Here is a 22,900-nt window from a genome sequence, read left to right as displayed (position 1 = left end):
AAGAACCGCCATGGCCACTCAGTCCACCCTGCAGTCCGTGCCTGCCCTGGGTACGCACCCGGCCTCCGGCTCCAACCCGAGCCGGGCCGAGACCCGGGAGCAGCTCTCCAAGGCGTCGTACGACCTTCTCGTGATCGGCGGCGGCATCCTGGGCATCTCCACCGCCTGGCACGCCGCGCAGTCCGGTCTCAGGGTGGCCGTGGTCGACGCCGGCGACTTCGCCGGTGCCACTTCCTCCGCCTCCTCCAAGCTGCTCCACGGCGGACTGCGCTACCTGCAGACCGGCGCGGTGAGGCTGGTGGCGGAGAACCACTTCGAGCGCCGTGCGGTCTCCCGCCAGGTGGCCCCCCACCTGGCGAACCCGCTCACCTTCTACCTCCCCGTGTACAAGGGCGGGCCGCACGGCGCGGCGAAGCTCGGTGCCGGTGTCTTCGCGTACTCGGCGCTGTCCGCCTTCGGCGACGGCGTCGGGCACCTGCTCTCCCCGGCCAAGGCCGCGCAGGACGTGCCGGAGCTGCGCACCGAGAACCTCAAGGCCGTGGCCGTGTACGGCGACGACCAGATGAACGACGCCCGCATGGCGCTGATGACGGTCCGCGCGGCCGTCGAGTCCGGCGCGGTCGTCCTCAACCACGCCGAGGTGACAGGCCTGCGCTTCACCAAGGGCCGGGTGACCGGCGCCGAGCTGAAGGACCGGCTGTCCGGCGACGAGTTCGGGATCGACGCCCGGCTGGTGCTCAACGCCACCGGCCCCTGGGTCGACCACCTGCGCCGGATGGAGGATGCGGGCGCGGCCCCGTCCATCCGTCTGTCGAAGGGCGCCCACCTGGTCCTCAAGCGCACCGCGCCCTGGAAGGCCGCGCTGGCGACCCCCATCGACAAGTACCGCATCACCTTCGCCCTCCCCTGGGAGGACATGCTGCTGCTCGGCACCACCGACGAGGAGTTCGAGGGCGACCCGGCGGATGTCGCGGTCAACGACAGGGACGTGGCCCAGATTCTCGACGAGGCCGCGTTCTCCATCCGCGACCAGCAGCTCGACCGGGATCTGATCACGTACTCCTTCGCGGGTCTGCGCGTGCTGCCGGGCGGCCCCGGCGACACCGCGAAGGCCAAGCGCGAGACGGTCGTCTCCGAGGGCCGGGGCGGCATGCTGTCCGTCGCGGGCGGCAAGTGGACCACCTTCCGGCACATCGGCCGTACGGTCATGAAGAAGCTGGAGACACTGCCGGGCCACCCGCTGGGCGACGACATCGAGCCGATCGGGTCGCTGCCGAAGAAGCTGCCGCTGCCCGGTGTCGCCAATCCGCGTGCGGTCGCCCACCGGCTGCTGGTGGACGCCCCGGCGGCCGGCCCGCGCATGGCGGCGGACACCGCCAGGCATCTGGCCACCCACTACGGCTCGCTGGCCTTCGACATCGTCCGGCTCGCGAACGAGAACCCGGAGCTGTCCGAGCGGATCCACCCGGACGCCCCGGAGATCTGGGCGCAGGTCGTGTGGGCCCGGGACAACGAGTGGGCCGAGACGCCGGACGACGTGCTGCGGCGGCGGACCACGCTGACGATCCGCGGTCTGGCCACGGACGACATCCGCGCCAGGGTGCGGGACATGCTCGACAAGAAGTAGCCACCGGCCCACCCGTCGGTGACAGGGCGGCGGCTCCGCGCGGGCGGAGCCGCCGCCCGGCCCGTGCGTCCGGGCCCGCGCCTGCGTGTCCCGGTCGTGGCGACCCCCATAATGTCGTGAGACATCGGATGTCTCAGCGGCATCCCGGAGACACAGGGAGGTCGGCCGTGGCGGTCACCGACGAGGCGATCGAGAAGATCAAGGGCATGATCGTCTCCGGCGCGCTGCGCCCCGGCGACCGGCTGCCCAAGGAGAGCGAACTCGCCGCCTCTCTCGGGCTCTCCCGCAACTCCCTGCGCGAGGCGGTCCGCGCCCTGTCGCTGATCAGGATCCTGGACGTGCGGCAGGGCGACGGCACGTACGTCACCAGCCTCGACCCGCAACTGCTTCTGGAGGCCCTCAGCTTCGTCGTCGACTTCCACCGGGACGACACGGTGCTGGAGTTCCTGGCGGTGCGCCGCATCCTGGAGCCGGCCGCCACCGCGATGGCGGCCTCCCGGCTCACCGACGCGGAGCTGGACGCGCTGGACGCCCTGCTGGCGGCGCTCGGCACCGAGCCCTCGGTGGAGGAGCTGGTCGCCGGCGATCTGGAGTTCCACCGGGGCATCGTGCGCGGCTGCGGCAACTCGGTGCTCTGCTCGCTCCTGGACGGGCTGTCCGGCCCGACCACCCGGGCCCGGGTCTGGCGCGGGCTCACCCAGGAGGACGCGGTCAGCCGGACCCTGCACGAGCACCGCGCGATCCTCGGCGCGCTGCGCGACCGGGACGCGGAGGCGGCGCGTTCCTGGGCAACGGTGCACATCGCGTCCGTGGAGCAGTGGCTGCGCTCCACCCTGTGACCGGCCGGTCCGGCCGGCGATCCGGGACCGCGCGGCGGGTGTCCGGCCACATGGAACGGGGCAGTGATCCGTTCATCCCCCACGCAAGGGGGCTGCGGGCGGTCCCTCGGCACGCCGTAAGGTTGGGGGGTACGCGAGAGCACGTCGGAAGGAGGCGCTGGGTGATCGAGCTCGAGGGGGTTCCCGAGCTGGTCGACCCGGTCATGGTGGCCGCGTTCGAGGGCTGGAACGATGCCGGCGACGCCGCCTCCACCGCGGTCGCGCATCTCGACAGGGAGTGGAAGGGCGAGGTGTTCGCGGCGCTGGACGCCGAGGACTACTACGACTTCCAGGTCAACCGTCCCACGGTGTTCGTGGAGGACGGCATCCGCAAGATCACCTGGCCGACGACCAGGCTGTCGGTGGTCCGGATCGGCGGCGACAAACCGCGCGACCTCGTGCTCGTCCGGGGCATCGAACCCTCGATGCGCTGGCGCTCGTTCTGCAACGAGCTGCTCGGCTTCGCCCATGAGCTGGGCGTCGAGATGGTGGTCGTCCTGGGCGCCCTGCTGGGCGACACCCCGCACACCCGTCCGGTACCGATCAGCGGCACCACGTCGGACACCGACCTGGCCCGGCGGATGGACCTGGAGGAGACCAAGTACGAGGGGCCCACGGGCATCGTCGGCATCCTCCAGGAGGCATGCACGCACGCGGGTGTCCCGGCCGTGTCGCTGTGGGCCGCGGTGCCGCACTACGTGTCGCAGCCGCCGAACCCGAAGGCGACGCTGGCCCTCCTGAACCGCCTCGAGGACCTGATCGGCGTGCGTGTCCCGCTGGGCGAGCTGCCCGAGGACGCGCGGGCCTGGCAGGTCGGGGTGGACCAGCTGGCCGCCGAGGACAGCGAGGTCGCCGAGTATGTGCAGTCGCTGGAGGAGGCCCGGGACACGGCGGAGCTGCCGGAGGCGTCGGGCGAGGCGATCGCCCGCGAGTTCGAGCGGTATCTGCGCCGCCGGGACGGCTCCGCGCCGGGCGGCCACGCCACGGCGGAAGGCGGCGACAGCACACCCGGGGCGCCGTTCCTGCGGGACAACCCCAGCGGCCGGACCCGGCCGCCGAGGCCCCCGAAGGCGGGCGGGGACGACGAGGATTCGTCGGAGGACTGAGCCGACATGCCTGTGGGGCGCTTCCGGGCCGGAAGCGCCCCACAGGCATGTCCGGAGGGGGCCCGCGGACGCGGTCCGGGCGGGCCCCCTCCTCGTCGCTAGAGCGCCACGCCCAGGAGGGCGTCCGCCGTGCGGGAGACGACGCCGGGGGCGCCGGTGTCCTGGCCGCCGGCGCTGCGCTGGGTCGTCGCCCAGCGGTCGATCGCGTCGAGGGCGGCCGGCGAGTCCAGGTCGTTCGCGAGGGCTCCGCGGATCTCCTCGACGAGCGTCTCGGCGGGCGGGCCGTCGGGGCGGGACACGGCCGCCCGCCAGCGGCCGAGCCGGGCGAGGGCGTCTTGGAGCACCTGGTCGGTCCACTCCCAGTCGGAGCGGTAGTGGTGGGCCAGCAGCGCCAGCCGGATGGCGGCGGGGTCGACGCCCTCGCGGCGCAGTTGCGACACGAAGACCAGGTTGCCCTTGGACTTGGACATCTTCTCGCCGTCGAGACCGACCATGCCGGCGTGCACGTACGCCTTGGCCATGGGGAACTCGCCGGTGAGCACCTGGGCGTGCGAGGCGCCCATCTCGTGGTGCGGGAAGGCGAGGTCCGAGCCGCCGCCCTGGACGTTGAAGCCCATGCCGAGGTGGTCGAGGGCGATGGCCACGCACTCGATGTGCCAGCCGGGGCGCCCGCGGCCGAGCGTGCCGCCGTCCCAGCTGGGCTCGCCCTCGCGGGCGGCCATCCACAGCATCGGATCGAGCGGGTTCTTCTTGCCCGGCCGGTCCGGGTCACCGCCCCGCTCGGCGGAGAGCTGCCGCATGGCCGCCGCGTCGAGGTGGGAGACGCTGCCGAAGTGGGGGTCGGACTCGACGGAGAAGTACACGTCGCCCTCGAGGTCGTAGGCGGCACCGGCGTCACGCAGCCGCTCGACGAGCGGGACGATGCCGGGTATGGCCTCGACGGCGCCTATGTAGTGCCGCGGGGGCAGCATCCGCAGCGCCGTCATGTCCTCGCGGAAGAGCGCGGTCTCCTTCTCGGCGAGGGCGGTCCAGTCGACGCCGTCGCGCACGGCCCGCTCCAGCAGCGGGTCGTCGACATCGGTGACGTTCTGGACGTAGTGAACCTGCCGCTTGGTGTCGAGCCACACACGCTGCACGAGGTCGAACGCGTTGTAGGTCGCCGCGTGCCCCATGTGGGTGGCGTCGTACGGCGTGATGCCGCAGACGTAGATGCGGGCGACGGGACCGGGGTCGAGGGTGACCAGGCCTCCGGTCGCGGTGTCGTGGATCCTCAGGTCGCGACCCTGACCAGGCAGGGCGGGGACCTCGGAAGCGGGCCAGGCATGCATGTCATGAGCCTAACCGGACGGATGATCCGTACACGAACCGGACCGGACCGGATGGCCGGTGAGGCGCTCTTGCGCGACACCGGCCCGTCGTGCCTTGCCCGGACGCCGGCCGGCTAGACCGGCGGCCAGGGGATCGCGGGCCACTCGCCGCTCGGCTCGGGGTGCTTCGCGGAGGCCAGCAGGGCGTCGACCCGCGCGCGCGTGGCGTCGAGTTCGGCGGGGGTGACGAGGGTGCCGAGCCGGCCCGCCAGGGTTCCGCCGTCCTTCAGCGCCTCCTTGAGGACGGCGAGCACCCCCAGGGCCTCCCCGGTGAGCGCCTCGCCCGCCCAGCCCCACAGCAGGGTGCGCAGCTTGTTCTCGGCGTGGAAGGTGACCCCGTGGTCGATGCCGTACAGCCGCTCCCCCCGCGCGGGCAGCAGGTGGCCGCCCTTGCGGTCGGCGTTGTTGATCACCGCGTCCAGTACGGCGAGCCGCCGCAGCCGCTCGTCGTCGGCGTGCACGAGCAGCGCGGTGCGCCCCTCGCCGACCTCGGCGAAGGCGACCGCCTTCCAGCCGGGGCCGGGTTCCTCCTCGTCCACCAGGGCGAGCAGTTCCGTCTCCGGCACCGCCTCGATCCACAGCTGGACCATGCCCTCGCCGTACGGCCCCTCGCGCAGCACGGTGGGCGGTACCAGGCCCCAGCCGGTGGCCTCGGAGACCTCGTAGGCGGCGACCTCGCGCTGGGCGAGGGTGCCGTCGGGAAAGTCCCACAGGGGCCGCTCCCCGGCGACCGGCTTGTAGACGCAGGCCGCCTCGCGTCCCTCGTGCGTCACCGTGCAGTACAGCGCCGCATTGGACGCGTCACGGATGCGTCCGCGCACGGTCAGTTCGCCCAGCGCGAGCAGCTCGGCGGACGCCGCGTCAGTGGTCACGCTCCGCGGCGGTATCCGTTCTGGCGCGGACATACGTGTCCTTCCGGGTCGAGCGGGAGGCTGCACAGCGGGCACGGCGGCCGCCCGGCATTGACGACGTCGAGGGCGCGCTTGGCGAAGGCCCTGGCCTGCGCGCCGGTGAGGCGGACCCGGAGCATCGGCGGGCCGTTCTCCTCGTCCTGGAGCAGCCGTTCCTCGGCCTCGGCCAGGTCCTCCTCGGACTCGGCGTCCAGCTCCACGAGGGCCTGCGCCTCGACGATCATGCGCTGGTCCTCACCGTCCCAGGCCAGCGCCATGGTGCCGACCCTGAACTCCTCCTCGACGGGGGTGTCGAGCGGCGCCGTGTCGGCGGGCTCGGTGGGTGCCACGGCGGGGACGGCGGTGCTGCCGCCGCTGCGCCGTACGACCTCGTCCAGGAGTTCGTCCATGCGCTCCGCGAGCGCGGCGACCTGAGTCTTCTCCAGGGCCACGCTGGTCACCCGGGAGCCGGCGATGGCCTGGAGGAAGAACGTACGGCGTCCGGGCAGTCCGACCGTACCGGCCACGAAACGTTCCGGTTGGTCGTAGAGGAACACCTGACGGGACACGTCCTGTCTCCATGGAAGTCGGGGTGGGCGGAAGATCGGGGGGCTGCTGCGACCGGTTCACCCTACTGCGGCGGACGATCACGGTGCGCCCGCACCACCCCCGACCGCGGCCTCCTCGCCCGGCGAATCCTTCCGCGGGGCCAGGGAGGCGAAGTCACCGGTGTCGCCGAGGCGGACGAGGAACGGGCGCAACCGGGTGTAGCGGATCGCGGTGACGGAACAGGGTTCGACGGAGATCCGCTGGAAGAGGTCGAGGTGAAGGCCGAGCGCCTCCGCGACGAGGGACTTGATGATGTCACCGTGGGAGCACATGAGGTAGACGGCGTCGGCGCCGTGGTCGCGCTCCACGCGCGCGTTCCACTCGCGCACCGCCTCGGCGGCGCGGGTCTGCATGGCGCGCATCGACTCGCCGCCGGGGAAGGCCGCGGCGGAGGGGTGCGCCTGCACCACCTCCATCAGCGGCTCGTCCTTGAGTTCGGCGAGCTTGCGTCCCGACCAGTCGCCGTAGTGGCACTCGCCGATCCGTTCGTCGGTGTGCGCCCGCAGCTCGGGCCGGGCGTCGAGCAGCGGCCGGACCGTCTCCTGGCAGCGCTGCAACGGGCTGGCGACGATCTCGGAGAGTGGCAGGCCGGCGAGCCGCCCGGGGAGCGCGGCGGCCTGTGCGGCGCCGCGTTCGTCGAGGGCGACGCCGGGCGTCCAGCCGGCGAGCACCCCCTCGGTGTTGGCGGTGGAACGTCCGTGCCTGACCAGGATCAGCGTGGGCATGCGGCCAGGGTAGGCGTACGGCGCGGTGCGAGGGCGCCGGGACGAGGGGAGAATGCGTTCGGTGATCGTCGACTGCGCCATCTACCGGGACGGGCACCGCGCGGACGGGCCCGACGACTTCTCCGACGCGCTCGGCGAGGCGCGGGCCGCGGGCGGCTTCGTCTGGATCGGGCTGCACGAGCCGACGGAGATGGAGTTCGACCTGGTCAGCCACGAGTTCGGGCTGCACCCGCTGGCGGTCGAGGACGCCCTGAAGGCGCACCAGCGGCCGAAGCTGGAGGTGTACGAGGACTCGCTCTTCGCCGTCCTCAAACCGGTGGTGTACGAGCCGGAGAGCGACGCGGTCTCCTCCGGCGAACTCATGATCTTCCTGGGCGACGCGTTCGTGGTCGTCGTCCGGCACGGCGAGGGTGCCCCGCTGAAGGCCGTGCGGCGGCGCCTGGAGCACGAGCCCGAACTGCTCGGCAAGGGTCCCACCGCGGTGCTGTACGCGATAGCGGACGCCACCGTCGACCACTACCTGGAGGTGGCGGTCGAGCTGCAGAACGACCTGGAGGAGCTGGAGGCCGAGGTCTTCTCGCCGGGCGGCGGCGGTTCGCGGCACACCGCCTCCCGGATCTACACCTTCAAGCGGCAGATCCTGGAGTTCCGCCGGGCGACCGGGCCGTTGGCACCGCCGCTGGCCCGGCTGTCCGGGACGGGGGTGTTCGGCGGCGGAGTGCCGTTCGTGGACGACCGGGCGCGGCCGTTCTTCCGGGACGTGGGCGACCACCTCACGCGCGTGAACGAGTCGGTGGAGAGCCTGGACCGGCTGGTCTCGGACATCCTGTCGGCGCATCTGGCCCAGACGAGCGTCCGCCAGAACGACGACATGCGGAAGATCTCCGCGTGGGCGGCCATGGCGGCGGTCCCCACGATGCTCGCGGGGATCTACGGCATGAACTTCGAACACATGCCGGAACTGCACTGGGTCTGGAGCTACCCGGCGGTGATCCTGCTGATGGCGGCCCTGGAGGTACTCCTGTACCTGCAGTTCAAGCGCCGGGGGTGGCTGTAGGGGCCAGGGGGCCCGGGGGCCGGGCGGGCAGCGGGCCGGAGGCGAGGGTCGGTTCCGGTTCCGGTTCGGGGTTTGTCAGGCGACCTCGGGGGCCGCGGGGGCGGGGCCGCCGAGTGCGTCGCGGTGGCCGGGGGTCCGCAGCGTCACCATGCGGCGCCAGCCGGCCAGCCGCTCGTAGGCGTACGTCGCGTGGATGCCCGCCGCGAGGATCGCCGACCTGGCGCGCGACCAGCCGAGGAGACGCCCCATGCGGGCCATCACCGCGAGGCTGACGTCCCGGTGGACGCGGATCTCGGCGAGCGCGCACTCGCGCAGCGTGCGCTGGATGTACCGGCCGTGTCCTGCGGCGGCGTAGCGCAGCAGTTCCTCGTGGGAGTAGGCGAGGTGGTTGTCCTCGTCGGCCGAGATCATCCGCACGGCCCGGCCGAGGTCCGGGTGGTCCTCGAAGTGCTTGAGGAGCAGCGCCATCTGCTCGGCCGCGCGCTGCTCGGTGACCCTGCTGTGCGCGAGGTAGGTGATCACGTCCCGCACCGTGAGGGGCTGCTCGGCCTTGAGCTTCTCGTGGGCGAGGCCGATGCCGTGCCTCTCCAGGAGCATGGTGTAGTCGGTCTCGGGCGGTACCTCGACGGGTTCGAGGCCGCGCTTCTTCAACAGCGCGTCGAAGATCCGGCCGTGCTTGTCCTCGTCCGCGCCATGCCGGGTGATCTTGGGGGCGAGGGCGCGCTCGCTCTCCGGCACCAGCGCCGCGATGCGCGCGTTCTCCCAGCCGCCCTGCGACTCGCCACTGGCGGCGACGGAGCAGAAAAGACGGAACGACTCGTCGTTGTCGAGGATCTCCTGGAACAGGCTCTTCGCCGAAAGCATCGGTGGCACCTCTCTGCCGCTGCGGGCTCCGCAGGTTCCGCACACTCCGCAAAGGACGAGTCAAGTGCGGAAGCCGGGGCGCGGCAACAGGTGCGGCGGACAACTCCGCCAAAAGAAGGACGGCCGGGAACACGAGGAGGCGTAACCACACGGGCGTGGGCGCGTTGTTCCCCGTGACGGCCGTGGCGGGGAAGACCCCCGAGCCCCCACCACGGCCGCGGAACTTCTCAGGCTCCTGTCCGAAAGCGCCCGTCGGCCGTCAGGCCAGTCCGGCGCGCTCCAGGGCCTCGCTGCCGGCGCGGAGCGCGGCGAGCCGCTCGTCCAGGGTGAAGCCCGCGGGGGCGAGGGTCAGGGTGGTGACACCGGCCGCGGCGTAGGCCTTCATCCGGTCCGCGATGCGGTCGACGGAACCGAGCAGCGTCGTCCGGTCGATCAGGTCGTGCGGTACGGCGGCGGCGGCGCCCTCCTTGTCGCCGGACAGGTACTTGTCCTGGATCTCGGCGGCCTCCTTCTCGTACCCCATGCGCCGGGCGAGCTGGTTGTAGAAGTTCTGCTTGCGGCTTCCCATGCCGCCGACGTAGAGCGCCGTGTAGGGGCGGAAGGTGTCGGCGAGCTGGGCCACGTCCTTGTCGTCGCCCAGGGCGAGCGGCAGGGTCGGGACGATGTCGAAGCCTTCGAGGGTCTTGCCCGCCTTCTCCCGACCGGCGCGCAGGTACCGGATCGCGGTCTCCTCCAGATGGTCGGCGGACGGGAAGATGAGCAGGGCGCCGTCGGCGATCTCGCCGGTCTGCTCCAGGTTCTTCGGGCCGATCGCGGCGATGTACAGCGGGATGTGCTCGCGCTGCGGGTGCACGGTCAGCTTGATCGGCTTGCCGGGACCGTCCGGCAGCGGGAGCGTCCAGTGCGCTCCCTCGTAGGACAGCCGCTCCCGCGTCATGGCCTTCCGTACGATCTCGACGTACTCGCGGGTGCGGGCGAGCGGCTTGTCGAACTTGACGCCGTACCAGCCCTCGGAGACCTGCGGTCCCGACACGCCGAGGCCGAGGCGGAAGCGGCCCTTGGAGAGTGAGTCCAGGGTGGCGGCCGTCATCGCGGTCATCGCCGGCTGGCGGGCCGGGATCTGGAAGATGGCCGAGCCCACGTCGATGCGTTCGGTATGGGCCGCGACCCAGGTGAGCACGGTGGCCGCGTCGGAGCCGTAGGCCTCGGCGGCCCAGCACACGGCGTATCCCAGCCGGTCGGCCTCCTGGGCGACGGCCAGGTTGTCCGCGTCCATTCCGGCGCCCCAGTAGCCGAGGTTGATCCCGAGCTGCATGGCCGATTCCCCTTACTCATCAGTAACGTGGCTGGTGCCCCGACCTTAGCGTGCCGGATCCGGTTGTCCACAGGCGCCCACAGGGCAAGCCGTGGCCAGTAATGTCGGCGTTCATGGAGCAGAGGCATCTCGGCCATACCGGCCTGCGCGTGTCCCGCATCGGTCTCGGCACCCTGACCTGGGGCCGGGACACGGACGAGCACGACGCCGCGGACCTCTTGAAGACCTTCTGGGAAGCGGGCGGGACCCTCGTCGACACCGCGGACGTGTATGGCGACGGGGAGTCCGAGTACCTGCTCGGGCGCCTCATCGAGGGCCTGGTGCCGCGCCGTGACCTGGTGATCTCGACGAAGGCCGGCAGCGTGCCGGATCCCGACCGCCGCTTCGACGGTTCGCGCGGCCATCTGCTCTCCGCGCTGGACGCCTCGCTCGCCCGTCTCGGCACGGACCACGTCGACGTGTGGCACCTGCACGCCTTCGACCCGCACACGCCGATGGAGGAGACGCTGCACGCCCTCGACGTGGCGGTGAGCAGCGGCCGGGCCCGTTACGCGGGAGTGTCCAACTTCTGCGGCTGGCAGTTGGCCAAGGCGGCGACCTGGCAGCTGGCGGCGCCCGGCGTGCGGAACCGGGTGGCGAGCACACAGATGGAGTACTCGCTGCTCCAGAGGGGCGTCGAGCGCGAGGTGCTGCCGGCCGCCCTGGACCTGGGCATCGGGCTGCTGCCCTCCTCGCCGCTGGGCCGCGGGGTGCTCACGGGCAAGTACCGCAAGGACTCGACGCCGTCGGACTCGCGGGGCGCCTCCGAGCATCTGGCCCCCTTCGTCGCGCCCTACCTCGACGACACGGCCGGGCACATCGTGGACGCGGTGGCGACGGCGGCGGACGGGCTCGCGGTGACGCCGCTCCAGGTGGCCCTGGCCTGGGTGCGCGACCGGCCCGGCGTGGTCGCGCCGATCATCGGCCCGCGCAACGCGCAGCAGCTCACGGCGGCGTTGTCAGTGGAGGCCCTTAGTCTTCCTGACGAGATCTGCCGGGCGCTCGACGACGTGTCGGCGCCCGTGCACCGCTATCCCGATCACGACTGGAGCACGCTGTGAGCACGGAGCCCGAGCCCGCCTCCGAGGACACCACGGACGCCGGACCGGCCGCCCCGTCCCCCGCCACCGAGGCCCCGTCCGACACGCGGGCCCTTGCCACCGAAGCGGCCGGGGAGACCGGAGCCGCCTCGGCGAGTACCCCGCAGTCCGACGACACCCCGGACGAGACGCCCACCGCGCGGCCGGGCGGCGGCGACAGGGCGGGGCAGGCGTCCGAGACGGATACCGAAGCCGTCGCCGCGCAACCGGGCGGTCGCGGTACCGATGGCGACGGAACCACGAAGCAGATCTCCGAAGCCGACACCGGGCCGACCGCCGCACAGCCCGACGGGGACGCGACGGGCCAGGCGTCCGAGGCCGACACCGTGCAGCCCGACGGCAACGCGGCAGGGCAGGTCTCCGAGGCCGAGGCCGAGTTGGCCGCGCAGCGGCTCGTGCGGGAGCGGATCGAGCGGCGGAAGGCCGAGAAGCAGGCGCCGATCGCCGCCGGGGCCAAGCTCAGCGGCACGGCGGCCGATCTGCTGGCCGCCGTACGGGCCGTGGAGAGCGGCGAGAAGCCGGCGGCCGCGGTCTTCGGCGCCCCCGAGCCCGCGCGGCGCTCCCCCGCACCGGAGCCGGTACGACCGCCCCGGCCGGCGCCGGTCGAGTCGGCCGCCGGGCCCGCGGCCCCCGCACCGGAGGCCGTCCAGGACGTGCGGCACGTGCTGGCCGAGGGCGGCGCCCCCGAGGCGCTCGCGCCGCAGGCCACCGAGTTGCTCGGCGAGGGTGCGGCACAGGCGCTGCGCGCGGACCCCTGGCAGTTGCTCCGGGTCGGCGGAGTGCGGCCGGAGCAGGCCGACGGGTTCGCCCGCGCACTGCTCGGCGCGGAGTGCGGTCCGGACGACGAGCGGCGCGGCCGGGCCGTCACCGTGTGGCTGCTGGAGCAGGCGGCCCTGGCCGGGCACACGGCCCTGGAGCTGCCGCGGCTCACGGCCACCCTGGCCCAGCGGGGCGTGCCCGACCCCGACAGCGCCGTACAGAACACGCTAGCCGAGGGCGAGGCACTGGCCTTCCAGGACGCCCTGGAGGAGGAGACCGGCGCCCGCCCGGAGAAGGCGGCGGGCGGCGCGGAGGCGTCCGACGAGGGCGAGGAGCGCCCCGTCCGGGTCCTGATCGGCCTGGAGCGGTACGCACTCGCCGAGGAGAGCCTCGCCGACGGCCTGGCCCGGCTGGCGAACTCGGCGCCGAAGCAGGACGGTTCCGCCGCCGACTGGGAGAGCGCCGCCGCCTCCGCGCGGGGTTCCGCCGCCGAGCTGATCCGCGCCGCCGCGGACCACGGGCTGGTCCTGCACACCGGCGGGGAGGCGTCCCTGGCCGAGCCGGCGGCCCTGCTGCGCGCCGCGCACGCCCTGGGCCTGCGTGCCTGGGGCGCGGCGCACGGTCCGCTCGGCCGCGACCGCTTCACCGCCCTGCTGGGCGACCCACCGCCTGCGGCGCATCCCTCGGGCACCGCCGCAACGGACGTTTCCACCCCGGATGTTCCGGCCGGTCCCGCCGTCGTCACCGTGGCCGGGCTGCTGGCCGGGGCCGAGGGGCCGGGGCGGGACGCCGACGGTGCGCTGGACCTCGATCTGCTCGTCGTACTCGACGCGCCGCAGCTCGATGTCGAGGCGGGCGCCCTGCTGACGGAGTCGCTGCCGGACGGGGCCCGGCTGGTGCTTGCCGGGGACCCGGCGGTGCTGTGGTCCGTGGGCCCCGGACGGATCTTCGCGGATCTGCTGGCGGCGCGGATCTGCCCCCAGATCGCCTCGCGGCGTCCGGACCCGGGCCCGCTCGGCGAACTGGTCTCCGGCATCGGCGTCGGGGAGCTGGGCCAGGTGGAGGCGCCCGGCAAGGAGGTCGTGATCGTGCCGGTGCGGGACCCGGGCGAGGCCGTGCACCGCACCGTCCAGCTCGTCGCGGACTCGGTGCCGCGCGCGATCGGCGTGCCCGCCGAGGAGACGCAGGTGATCACGCCGGGCCACGGCGGCGCCGTGGGCACACGGGCGCTGAACACGGCGCTGAAGGAACGGCTGAACCCGGGCCCCGGCCGCTTCGGCGGCTTCGACCCCGGCGACCGTATCGCCTACTCCCCGACGCCGGGCCGTACGCTGCCGGGCCGGGTGGTGAAGGCCGACGCCGACGGGCTGCACCTGTCGTGCGCGGGCGAGGCCGTGGTCGTACCCAGAAAACGGGTGGAGCGGTCCGTGCGGCACGGGTGGGCGCTGACCGCGCACCAGGCGGTGGGCGGCCGGTGGCCCGCGGTGGTCGTGGTCCTGCCGGGAGACGCCGCGCAGGCCCTCAGCCGACCGTGGATCTACACGGCGTTCGGCCGGGCCGCCCGTCATCTGTCCGTGGTGCACGGAGTGGAGCAGGCACTGCCCCGTGCCGTGGCCGAGGTCCCGGCCAAGCCGCGCACGACCCGGCTGCCGGTGCTGCTCGCGCCGCAGGTCCCGGTGGCCGGCTGAGCCCGAGCGCGGGACGGTCACCCGGCCCGTCCCGCGCCGGCTCCAGGGGTGGAGAGAGGCCCGTGGACGGCCTCTGTCTCCCGGGGGGGCGCCGCGGTCAGGCCGTCAGGCCATGCCGACCGTCCCTCGCGGGCCCGCGCGGCTCGGCGCTCAGCACTCGGCGCTCAGCGATCCGCCCCCAGCCGCTCCGACCCGTCGTCCTCGTCCAGATCCGTGTCGAGAGGGTCCTCCCCCAGCACCCCTGCGCCTACCGGTACGCCCTCGACTGCGCCGAGGTCGCCGTCGTCCTCGTCCTCGTCCTCGTCGAAGCCGTCGTCGAACTCGTCGTCGAAGACGGCGCTGACGTTGAAGCGGCAGACCACCCGTTGCGCGTCGACCTGGTCGAACGGGGCCTCCAGCCACTCTCCCGGGTCGGCGGCCTCGTCCGCGGCCGTCACCCAGAGCGTGGAGTCCCCTTCCTCCAAGCCGAACTCCTTGTGCCGGGAGGCGATCTCGTCCGGCTCGAACTCGCCGAACATGAGGCGGAGCGCCCCGTGCACCGTGCCGGAGGCCTCCGCGCCCGCCCCCTCGTCGTCCGCGGACTCGACCCGCCGGGCCTGGGCCATGAGGCGCTGCGGTTCGGCCACGGCGTAGTCACGGCGGATCAGGACGCTCAGCGCGTTGGGCTCCTCGGGCCCCGTGTACGGCGGCAGCGTGTCGTCCGCGCCGGGAATCTCGAAGGGGGTGACCTCGTCGTACCGGTCGTAGAGCAGTTCGTCGTACGCCTCCGCGGCCGCGGCCAGCTCGTTGAACGCCTCGTAGACGGCCGGGTCGTCCTCCCCCGACCGGCGTTCGACCGCGGCAAGGTGGCGGTCGAGCGCGGTCTTGACCGCCTCGGCGGCGGCGCGTACCTCGGCAGCGGTGGGCTGCGCAGCATCAGACATAGTGCAGACGCTATCCGTACCGGGCCCCAGCCCGCACAATAGATTCGATGCCGGAATACGAATTTGTCGATGTGTACCTACCGCGCGGGGTCACCCGCAAGGAGGCGACACGACTGCTCACGGACCATGCCGAGTACGGACACTGGGAGTTGGACCGTCTGACCCTGCTGCTCGACGGCAGCCGCAAGGTGCGGCTGCGTCGGCGGATCATCCGCCAGGTACGCGCGACCTGGTGAGCCGGTGATCGGCCCCGACCGGCCGCGGGTGACGGAGACGGAACGGGCCCCGCCGACGCGGGGCCCGCTGCGTACCGGTCTGTCCGCGTCACGCCGCGACGCGCGCCTTGCGGTAGAGCACCGTGCCCGCGAGCAGCGCGCCCGCGCCCACCGGCAGAGCGAGGCCCAGCGGCAGCCCGCTGCCGGTCTCGGCGAGCTTCACGTCGGTCCCGGACTCGGCGACGGTCTGGGTCTCCGGCTGGTTGACGTGCGAGGAGCCTCCCGGCTTCTCGGCGGGCGGCTCACCCGGCTTGCCGGGCGGCGTGGAGTGATCCTCGTCACCCCCGCCGCTCTCGTTGGCGCAGTCGTTGCCGGTGGTGGGGTTGAGCAGGCTGATGATGTCGAGGGTGTTGCCGCACACGTTCACCGGCACGTGGATCGGCGCCTGCACGGTGTTGCCGGAGCCGACGCCCGGCGAGTCGGAGGCGTGTCCACCGGCGTGCGCGCCGCCGTGCCCACCGGAGGCGCCGCCGCCCCGGTTGGCGCACGAGTTGCCCATCGCCGGGTTGAGGACGCCGACGGCGTCGATCGTGTTGCCGCAGACGTTCACCGGGACGTGCACCGGCGCCTGCACGGTGTTGCCCGACAGTACGCCGGGCGAACCCGAACTCGAGCCGTGCGCCCCCGAGTCCGCGTGGGCGGTACCGCCCGCGGCGGCGATCACACCGGTGGCCGCCGCCATAGTCATCAGGCCCTTGCGGGTTACCTGTCGCATTTCCTGAATCCCTGCCTTGCCCTAGTGCCGTGGTACCGAGAATGCCGATAATTCCGACGCTGCCGCCACTTCCCCGCCCGGAAGGTCCCTCGAAAGGCCGTCGACCCCGGAGCGCATGGCGTGCACTCCGGGGCCGGCGAACTCAGACCCTCATGGGGTGAGGCACAACGTCAGTTGTTGACGCAGACGTTGCCGAAGGCGGGGTTGAGCAGACCGATCACGGAGATCGTGTTGCCGCAGAGGTTCACCGGGACGTGCACGGGGACCTGAACGACGTTGCCGGAAAGGACGCCGGGCGAGTTCACGGCGGCACCCTGGGCCCCGGAGTCGGCGACGGCCATGCCCGCGCCCGCGAGAACCAGACCACCGGTGGCTGCCGCGGCGGCGACGACCTTCTTGAGCATTATTCCTCCTAGTTGGCAAACGCGATCCCAACTTGCCGATCGCATCACGTGTAACGAGGAGGAAGTAATGAGGCTACGAGCCTATGAGCACATTCACTCTTCCCGGTCGGCTCCCGTACGGGCGGCCGAATTCCGGGCGGGCAGGTCGTCCTGCGGCGGGCGGGTCAGGACGCGTCGATGAAGCGGTCGAGCACCCGCACGCCGAACCGCAGTCCCTCCACCGGCACCCGCTCGTCCACCCCGTGGAACATACCGGCGAAGTCCAGCTCCGGCGGGAGCTTGAGCGGGGCGAAACCGAAGCCCCGGATGCCGAGGTCGTCGAACGACTTGGCGTCCGTCCCGCCGGAGAGCATGTACGGGATCGCCTTCGCGGCCGGGTCCTCCGCCACCAGCGCGGTCTGCATCGCCGCCACGAGCGCTCCGTCGAAGGTGGTCTCGACGGCCTTGTCGGCGTGGATGTCCTCGCGCCGCACCCTCGGACCGAGGAGCCGGTCGAGGTCGGCCAGGAACTCGTCCTCGTGTCCGGGAAGGAAGCGCCCGTCGACGTGCGCGGTGGCCTCGCCGGGGATGACGTTGACCTTGTAACCGGCGCCGAGCTGCGTGGGGTTGGCGGTGTTGCTCAGGGTCGCGCCGATGAACTTGGCGATGCCGCCGAGCCGGGCGAGCGTGCCCTCCATGTCCTCCGGGTCGAGTTCGGTGCCGAGCGCGTCGCCCAGCTCGTCGAGGAAGGCCCGGGTCGTCTTGGTGACACGGACGGGGAACTTGTGCCGCCCGAGGCGGGCCACGGCCTCCGACAGCTCGGTGATGGCGTTGTCGCGGTGGATCATCGAGCCGTGCCCGGCGGTACCGGCCACGGTCAGCTTCATCCAGTGCATGCCCTTCTCGGCGGTCTGGATCAGATAGAGGCGGCGCTGCTCGCTCACGGTGAACGAGAAGCCGCCCACCTCGCTGATCGCCTCGGTGACGCCCTCGAAGAGGTCGGGGTGGTTGTCGACCAGGTGACGGGCGCCGTACGTGCCGCCGGCCTCCTCGTCCGCGAGGAACGCCAGCACGATGTCACGGGGCGGTTTGCGCCCGCTGCGCAGCCGGTCGCGGACGACCGCGAGGGTCATCGCGTCCATGTCCTTCATGTCGACCGCGCCGCGCCCCCACACGCACCCGTCCGCGATCTCGCCGGAGAAGGGGTGGTGGGTCCAGTCGTCCGCGTTGGCCGGGACGACGTCGGTGTGGCCGTGGATGAGCAGCGCGGGCCGGGACCGGTCCTCCCCCTCGATCCGGGCCACCGTGGAGGCGCGTCCGGGGTGCGATTCGAAGATCTTCGGTTCGAGTCCCACCTCGGCGAGCTTCTCGGCGACGTACTCGGCGGCCTTGCGCTCACCGGGCCCCGAGTGGTCGCCGTAGTTGCTGGTGTCGATCCGGATCAGCTCGCGGCAGAGGTCGACGACCTCGTCCTCGCCGGTGACGCTCCTGGCCGTGCCCGAGTCACTCACGTGGTTCCTCCCGCTGTCACTGCTGGTGGGTCCCCCTCATCCTCCCCCGCCGGGCCTCCACGCCCAAGAAGGGGGTGATCGGCCACCCCGGAAAGCCTGGTAATGTTTACGTCGTCGCCGCGGGCAGCGCCCCGCACGACAGACACCTGGTCCGGGTGGCGGAATGGCAGACGCGCTAGCTTGAGGTGCTAGTGCCCTTTATCGGGCGTGGGGGTTCAAGTCCCCCCTCGGACACGCGCACTATTCACCCGTCCCACGGGGATGATGGCCACATCGGCCTCGTGGGCGGCTGGATCGTAGGAAACTTGCAGGTCAAACGCCTTGTAGAGATCCCCTAGGCGGGTTGAATCCGACAGCTTGGCGCCAATATCCCCAAGACTGTTGATCATCTCGCGTATCTCGTCCTCGCTCAGCGTGTCGGCGACCGGGGCACAGTCCAGCTCGGAGCGTGCCGACGCTCGTTCCGCTTGAGCTTGGTTGATCACCTCAACCAGCGCCATCGGATCTATCCCCGCCTCTATGGCCGCCTGATGCCGCCGTAGCCGTTCCTCGGCACTCGCAAGCCTCTTCTTCGCTGCGGCCAGCAAGTCCCGTCCCCCGTCGCGTCCGGCCTCTTGAGTGCCGAGTAGCTCCGCGATCGTGTTGTCTACGTTCTCGGGGGCGAACAGGCGGCCAATCCACTCGTTCACCTCGTCGCGAAGTGGCTCCTCACGCAAGTACACCGTTGGCGGGTGCGATGCCAGCACGGGCGAGTTTGGGGCAAGAGTGCGTGACGGACAGCGGTAATACATCCCATGAGCACGTGGGCTGGCTTCCATCTTTCGCGTGCATACCAAGCAGCGGACACGACCCCGGAATATGTACTCACGCTTGGTTAATCGACCACTGCATTCCTGTTTACGGGCCGCCGCTAGCGCTGGTCCTCGCAGTCGCGACCGGCACAGGGACGGGCATCTACAAGGCCATTGCTAATGGGCAGGAAACCCCCCAAAGTCCGAGCGCAGCCATAGGCAAGGAAATCCGTGTCGAAACGGTTAAGCCCTCCGCTAAGCCCTCCGCGCAAAATTCCCCGCCGCTGCATTGGTCCGGGGTGATTGACGCTCTTGACGATAAACAAGGCATCGACCTAGACAGGGGTGTCACCGCCGACCAGAACGCCCTCGGCGTAGATATCAGTTTCTACGGCCAGACAAGCCACATCGGAGCGATGGCCCAGCCCGTGCAATACACCGTCCTACCAGGCCAGGCCAAAACCGAGCGTCACGAATGCGCACGTGCGGTCAACTGGGCTCGACTGTATAGCGATGTCTACAGCCTGGCCGCAGGCCGTGCCATCTGCGTCAAACCCAGCGAAGGCCGATTCTCAATGCTCATCATCGAAAAACCTGCGACCAATGCCACAGGCGTGATCGGCTTCCGGTACTTCACCTGGAAATGATCCCCCACGCTCCGGCGTGCGGGATCGAGTAGCGGCACGCGGCTGGCCGGTGGGCAACTTGCATACGGTCAAGCCGGGGTGGGAGGCTGCCTGTCCTGTCTTTCTGTGCTGGGAGCGTGGGGCGCACATGCGCGAAGTTGAAGTGAAATTCCGAGTAAGCGACCGTGAGGCGCTGCACGTGGCGCTGAAAGAGCAGGGCATCAAGCTCGGTGAGCCGATCTATCAAGACGACCAGGCATACGCCCCGAATGGGTGGCAGTTCGGAGACAACAAGCTAGGAGTCTCTTTCCTGCGGTTGCGCACGGTCAACGGGCGGCACACGTTCACGCTCAAGCAGCCGACCATTAACGCGCTGAGCTGCCTTGAACACGAATCCGAGGTATCCGACCGGGAGCAGATGCACCAGGCCATCATGCAAATGGGTTTCTACCCCACAGTACGAGTAGCGAAGACTCGACAGACAGCGGAATTCGATGGAATCTCGCTGTGCGTGGATTACCTCGAAGGTGTCGGAACTTTCCTGGAGCTAGAGCGCATGGTGCCCGAGGGCGTGAGCGAAAGCACCGTGCAAGACGAGCTAGCCGCATTCGTCGCCGGTCTCGGAACAACAGCGGAGCGCACCACCGAGTCTTACGATTCGGTGGTGCGCTCCGCGCAAGCTGAGTAATTCAGCAAGCCGATATCCGACCGAGGATTTCCGCGCACAACGTGTCGGTGACAGTGTGCGCGGATTCCTGACGGATGTGGTGGACGAACACGGGCCAACCCGCCGTTTCCAGCGCTTGGGCAACGTGACCGTATAGCTCTATTTCACTTGCGGTGCAGGCCAAACCACCCCGGTGAAAGCGGCTATACAGACCCCGGCGGTTGGCCTGTTCGCGGGCGCGCGTCGGTTCGCCGGTCAGAATTACCGAGAGGCCGGGAGCTTGGGCGTGTTGGTTGAGTTGCCACACGAAATCAGTGGGCACCCCGTCGAGGTTTTGCAAAACCAGCGATGAGGCGACGTAGCGGTCGCAGATCACCACGTGGCCGGCCTCTAGGGCGGGATGGATTTCGTTTACGAGGTGCTGATAGCGATCAGCGGCCACCAAGCACGCCAGAGTAAGCCCTTGGTATTCGTCGGTGCCGAAACGCACCAGATTTCCAAGTGGCGTACTCGTGGGTTCCTTAGTGGCCATGGCCGAATAGCCGTGTTCGGTGAGCCGCTGGGCGATCATCCCAGTAACGGTGCTTTTCCCGATGCCGCTAGGGCCGTCGATGGTGACAAAGAAGCCCGTCATTTCCTGCCGCTCCGCTCGTATTGGGCACGAGAAAGCTTAATGAGTTGCAGCCGGATCAGGGGCACGCTGGCCTCGCCGAATTGGATACCAACGGAGAAGTTGAATTCGTCCCGGCCGCGCATCGCCTCATCAAGACCGCCGCTCGTGAGGTCCACGGCCGAGTAGTCGAGAAGCTGTTCCGGCTTATATTTCCCGGTGGCCATCAGCCGGGACCATTCCGGGGTTCCAGGGTAGGGCCGGAACTCGAACACGCTCGCCCGAAAGCGGCCCGGCATGTTGTCGGTGAGATCCCAAAGTTCTTGCACGAGCCGCACGCTTTGGTACATCTCGGTGCGGGTTTCGGTCGGGAACCCGAGAATGAAATAGCCCTTGACCGAGATGCCACGTTCGGTGAGCCGCTTCACGACTGACTTTGTCATTTCCGGGGTGATGCGTTTGCCCATGTATTTCAATAGGCGTTCGCTGCCGGATTCGATGCCTAGCGCGACCTCGCGGCATCCGTTGGCCACGAGGGTGTCTAGTAGTGCGTCGTCGGCGCGGTGCAGGATGTTGATTCGCCCGGTGGCGTCCCAGACGTAGGAGTTTCCGATGCGCTCGGCGGTAAAAGCGTCCATGCATTGGCGGATGAATCGCTCATAGCCCAGGAACAGGTCGTCGACGAAGCGGAAAGCCGTGACGTTGTAGTCGGAGTTCAGGGCCGCCATTTCGGCCATGATGTTTTCCGGCCTACGTGTGCGAATGGTGATGTCCTTATTCGCACTCACCGCCGCGCCGCAGAAAGAGCAGTCATAAGGGCAACCGCGAGCCCCGACCATATTCGCTTCAAGTCGCCCGTCATTCGCCCGGTAGGGGTCATCGGTGAGAAAGCGGCGATCCACAAAGGGCAGGGCGTTGATGTCCGGCGCCAAATGATGCGCCTTTCCCGCGCGCTTGCCCGTGACGGGCTTACTCGTATCGGGGTCGATCCACATCACGCCGGGCAACTCGGTGCGGCGGTGTTTGTCGTGCAGCAGCTCGACCACGCGTGTTTCGCCCTCGCCCAGCACTAGGGCCTCTAGGCGGTGAAAGCGGGAGTCCGTAATGATTTCGGTGGGCATGGCTTTGGCTTGGTGGCCGCCGACCATCACTGAAGTGCCAGGGTCCAGGCCGGAAGCGATGCGCGCGCTCAACTCGTACGTGGGCGCGAGGAGATTGAAGCCCACCCAGCGGGGCGCGAACGTGTTGATGATGCGTTGGGTTTCCTCGATGCCGAGCCCGATTGCCTCAGCGTCCAACACGCCCACGTTGAAGCCCTGTTGTGCGGCGTAGGTGGCGATATACCCCATGCCCAGCACCGGTAACGTGAAATCGTTGACACGCGGACGCTCCGTGTAGTCACGAAGCGGCGCGTTCACGAACAGGGCGTCAATGGGCCGTGACGTGTCAGCTCCGGCGATGAGCGGCTTAACTTGTTCCTGCATGATGATTCCCCCAGGCAAGGGTGAGTAGTGTCATTACCGACAGGTGAGGACCACACAGCCCCCGCCACGTGTTGCTGAATTCGGTTTCGGTGCTCGGCCACGTCATCGACGGCGCGGCACGTTTAGCCCACGTACGCACGGCCAAGTCCGCGTATGGGTACAAAGCCCAGTCGTTCCAGTAATCGGCGACGGCCGCGCCGGCCGTCCACACACCAATTCCATTGACCTTCGGCAGCGTGGCCACCAATTCGGCCGGGGTCAGGGATTCCCACGCCTTGTGGTGCTTCCAATAAGCCTCGGCCGCTTGGCGCAAAGGGCGGCGCTTGAACGCCATACCGACGCGCACAAAGTCGTCATCGGACAGAGAAAGCGTCCGTGTCGGAGTCGGAAACAGGGCGTACGTGTGTCCGTTGGGCAGAGCGACTTTTTCGCCGTAGGTGTCGCAGAACAGCCGGTAGAGCTTGGTGGCCTGCGGGGCGCGGATGACCTGGCGGACGATCGCCGTACCGATGGCGTCCCACAGCGACGGGTTACGGAAACGCCGCACGGGGGTGATGCCACCGAGGGCGGCAAGCAGCTCGGCAGCACCCCCAGGCGAACCCGCGTCAAGCGCGAACTCTTCGGCCTGCGGGGCCGTAGAGGCGCCGTCGAGGGGGGTAACGGTGAGTTGGGCGCCCAAGGCGCGCACGGCCCACCGTTCGCCGCCCGGCATGGCAAATACGCGGGTGTGCTGGCCGTCGATGGGACGCCATGCGGGGTGTTCGGTCATGGTGAGTTGAGCGCTGGACACAGTGGAACTCCTTACGGATGCGGGGCTGTTGCTGGCGGCAGATCATCGCATGTGGCGCAGCCTTGAGCGGGTGGGAAGACACCGCCGACGCTGGAACTGTC

General features: G+C 70.3%; 23 protein-coding genes and 1 tRNA gene. 10 read left to right on the top strand and 14 right to left on the bottom strand.

All coding sequences use genetic code 11. The features are described 5' to 3' along the window. Positions 1-10: 10 nt before the first annotated feature. From AC4IHM_RS26775 to AC4IHM_RS26765, 3 genes are all read left to right on the top strand, one after another. Positions 11-1,627, top strand: coding sequence for a glycerol-3-phosphate dehydrogenase/oxidase (locus AC4IHM_RS26775; protein WP_490869545.1), 1,617 nt, complete (start codon positions 11-13; stop codon positions 1,625-1,627). Positions 1,628-1,794: 167 nt separating this feature from the next. Beyond that, complete coding sequence (locus tag AC4IHM_RS26770; protein ID WP_490869544.1) at positions 1,795-2,466, top strand: FadR/GntR family transcriptional regulator; 672 nt, start codon at positions 1,795-1,797, stop codon at positions 2,464-2,466. A gap of 161 nt (positions 2,467-2,627) precedes the next feature. Next, on the top strand, positions 2,628-3,611 hold the full coding sequence (locus AC4IHM_RS26765; protein ID WP_490869543.1) for a PAC2 family protein: 984 nt from the start codon (positions 2,628-2,630) through the stop codon (positions 3,609-3,611). Between the two features lie 98 nt (positions 3,612-3,709). Here the strand turns inward: AC4IHM_RS26765 and mshC are convergent, their stop codons facing one another. The 4 genes from mshC to AC4IHM_RS26745 form a co-directional block, all read right to left on the bottom strand. Further along, the gene (gene mshC / locus AC4IHM_RS26760; protein ID WP_490869542.1) at positions 3,710-4,939 is read right to left on the bottom strand and encodes a cysteine--1-D-myo-inosityl 2-amino-2-deoxy-alpha-D-glucopyranoside ligase; all 1,230 of its coding nucleotides are present in this window, start codon (positions 4,937-4,939) and stop codon (positions 3,710-3,712) included. A 113-nt stretch (positions 4,940-5,052) separates the two neighbouring features. After that, entirely contained in the window at positions 5,053-5,883 is an 831-nt protein-coding gene (locus AC4IHM_RS26755) for an SCO1664 family protein (protein WP_490869541.1), read from the bottom strand. Beyond that, positions 5,847-6,437 carry a DUF3090 domain-containing protein gene (locus AC4IHM_RS26750; protein WP_490869540.1) on the bottom strand — a complete coding sequence of 197 codons (591 nt, stop codon included), beginning with the start codon at positions 6,435-6,437 and terminating at the stop codon, positions 5,847-5,849. The genes AC4IHM_RS26755 and AC4IHM_RS26750 overlap by 37 nt, the downstream gene beginning before the upstream one ends. A 78-nt stretch (positions 6,438-6,515) precedes the next feature. Next, positions 6,516-7,202, bottom strand: coding sequence for a histidine phosphatase family protein (locus AC4IHM_RS26745; protein ID WP_490869539.1), 687 nt, complete (start codon positions 7,200-7,202; stop codon positions 6,516-6,518). Between the two features lie 61 nt (positions 7,203-7,263). Here AC4IHM_RS26745 and AC4IHM_RS26740 point away from each other — a divergent pair, with 61 nt between their 5' ends. Then, a complete protein-coding gene (locus AC4IHM_RS26740; protein ID WP_490870946.1) occupies positions 7,264-8,259 on the top strand; it encodes a magnesium and cobalt transport protein CorA in 996 nt (331 codons plus the stop codon). 75 nt (positions 8,260-8,334) lie between these two features. On the opposite strand, the gene AC4IHM_RS26735 is transcribed toward AC4IHM_RS26740, so the two are convergent. Together AC4IHM_RS26735 and AC4IHM_RS26730 are read right to left on the bottom strand one after the other, a co-directional pair. Beyond that, the gene (locus AC4IHM_RS26735) at positions 8,335-9,123 is read right to left on the bottom strand and encodes a ferritin-like domain-containing protein (RefSeq protein WP_490869538.1); all 789 of its coding nucleotides are present in this window, start codon (positions 9,121-9,123) and stop codon (positions 8,335-8,337) included. Between the two features lie 259 nt (positions 9,124-9,382). After that, positions 9,383-10,438 carry an LLM class F420-dependent oxidoreductase gene (locus AC4IHM_RS26730; protein ID WP_490869537.1) on the bottom strand — a complete coding sequence of 352 codons (1,056 nt, stop codon included), beginning with the start codon at positions 10,436-10,438 and terminating at the stop codon, positions 9,383-9,385. Between the two features lie 113 nt (positions 10,439-10,551). Between AC4IHM_RS26730 and AC4IHM_RS26725 the strand changes: the two genes are divergently transcribed. Both AC4IHM_RS26725 and AC4IHM_RS26720 read left to right on the top strand, forming a co-directional pair. Then, positions 10,552-11,538 carry an aldo/keto reductase gene (locus tag AC4IHM_RS26725; RefSeq protein ID WP_490869536.1) on the top strand — a complete coding sequence of 329 codons (987 nt, stop codon included), beginning with the start codon at positions 10,552-10,554 and terminating at the stop codon, positions 11,536-11,538. Beyond that, on the top strand, positions 11,535-14,024 hold the full coding sequence (locus AC4IHM_RS26720; RefSeq protein WP_490869535.1) for a helix-hairpin-helix domain-containing protein: 2,490 nt from the start codon (positions 11,535-11,537) through the stop codon (positions 14,022-14,024). Before AC4IHM_RS26725 ends, AC4IHM_RS26720 begins: the two co-directional genes overlap by 4 nt. Before the next feature lie 164 nt (positions 14,025-14,188). Here the strand turns inward: AC4IHM_RS26720 and AC4IHM_RS26715 are convergent, their stop codons facing one another. After that, positions 14,189-14,947 carry a hypothetical protein gene (locus AC4IHM_RS26715; RefSeq protein ID WP_490869534.1) on the bottom strand — a complete coding sequence of 253 codons (759 nt, stop codon included), beginning with the start codon at positions 14,945-14,947 and terminating at the stop codon, positions 14,189-14,191. A gap of 47 nt (positions 14,948-14,994) precedes the next feature. Between AC4IHM_RS26715 and AC4IHM_RS26710 the strand changes: the two genes are divergently transcribed. Then, complete coding sequence (locus AC4IHM_RS26710) at positions 14,995-15,183, top strand: DUF5703 family protein (RefSeq protein ID WP_490869533.1); 189 nt, start codon at positions 14,995-14,997, stop codon at positions 15,181-15,183. Positions 15,184-15,271: 88 nt separating this feature from the next. On the opposite strand, the gene AC4IHM_RS26705 is transcribed toward AC4IHM_RS26710, so the two are convergent. The 3 genes from AC4IHM_RS26705 to AC4IHM_RS26695 form a co-directional block, all read right to left on the bottom strand. Further along, the gene (locus AC4IHM_RS26705; RefSeq protein ID WP_490869532.1) at positions 15,272-15,937 is read right to left on the bottom strand and encodes a chaplin; all 666 of its coding nucleotides are present in this window, start codon (positions 15,935-15,937) and stop codon (positions 15,272-15,274) included. Between the two features lie 170 nt (positions 15,938-16,107). Further along, positions 16,108-16,341, bottom strand: a complete 234-nt coding sequence (gene chpH / locus AC4IHM_RS26700) for a chaplin ChpH (protein WP_490869531.1) — start codon at positions 16,339-16,341, stop codon at positions 16,108-16,110. Positions 16,342-16,505: 164 nt separating this feature from the next. Beyond that, entirely contained in the window at positions 16,506-17,831 is a 1,326-nt protein-coding gene (locus tag AC4IHM_RS26695; RefSeq protein WP_490869530.1) for a M20/M25/M40 family metallo-hydrolase, read from the bottom strand. A 149-nt stretch (positions 17,832-17,980) separates the two neighbouring features. Between AC4IHM_RS26695 and AC4IHM_RS26690 the strand changes: the two genes are divergently transcribed. Next, a tRNA-Leu gene (locus tag AC4IHM_RS26690) sits at positions 17,981-18,065 on the top strand. Here the strand turns inward: AC4IHM_RS26690 and AC4IHM_RS26685 are convergent. Continuing rightward, positions 18,047-18,553: a hypothetical protein gene (locus AC4IHM_RS26685; RefSeq protein WP_490869529.1), complete on the bottom strand. Its 507-nt coding sequence runs from the start codon at positions 18,551-18,553 to the stop codon at positions 18,047-18,049. The two genes, AC4IHM_RS26690 and AC4IHM_RS26685, sit on opposite strands and share 19 nt — an antisense overlap. Positions 18,554-18,921: 368 nt before the next feature. On the opposite strand from AC4IHM_RS26685, the gene AC4IHM_RS26680 reads away from it, so the two are divergent. Together AC4IHM_RS26680 and cyaB are read left to right on the top strand one after the other, a co-directional pair. Beyond that, complete coding sequence (locus AC4IHM_RS26680; protein WP_490869528.1) at positions 18,922-19,269, top strand: hypothetical protein; 348 nt, start codon at positions 18,922-18,924, stop codon at positions 19,267-19,269. Between the two features lie 127 nt (positions 19,270-19,396). Beyond that, a complete protein-coding gene (cyaB, locus tag AC4IHM_RS26675; protein WP_490869527.1) occupies positions 19,397-19,936 on the top strand; it encodes a class IV adenylate cyclase in 540 nt (179 codons plus the stop codon). Between the two features lies 1 nt (position 19,937). Here the strand turns inward: cyaB and tmk are convergent, their stop codons facing one another. From tmk to AC4IHM_RS26660, 3 genes are read right to left on the bottom strand one after another with little or no spacing between them, the layout of a single operon-like run. Next, on the bottom strand, positions 19,938-20,549 hold the full coding sequence (tmk, locus tag AC4IHM_RS26670; RefSeq protein WP_490869526.1) for a dTMP kinase: 612 nt from the start codon (positions 20,547-20,549) through the stop codon (positions 19,938-19,940). Beyond that, a complete protein-coding gene (locus AC4IHM_RS26665) occupies positions 20,546-22,009 on the bottom strand; it encodes a B12-binding domain-containing radical SAM protein (protein WP_490869525.1) in 1,464 nt (487 codons plus the stop codon). Before AC4IHM_RS26665 ends, tmk begins: the two co-directional genes overlap by 4 nt. Continuing rightward, the gene (locus AC4IHM_RS26660) at positions 21,993-22,799 is read right to left on the bottom strand and encodes a DNA glycosylase family protein (RefSeq protein ID WP_490869524.1); all 807 of its coding nucleotides are present in this window, start codon (positions 22,797-22,799) and stop codon (positions 21,993-21,995) included. The genes AC4IHM_RS26665 and AC4IHM_RS26660 overlap by 17 nt, the downstream gene beginning before the upstream one ends. Between the last annotated feature and the right edge of the window lie 101 nt (positions 22,800-22,900).

The sequence above is a fragment of the Streptomyces sp. SL06 genome, from assembly GCF_058244745.1.
The sequence above is the reverse complement of the archived record's forward strand: the minus strand, read 5'-3'. Positions and strand labels throughout refer to the sequence as shown.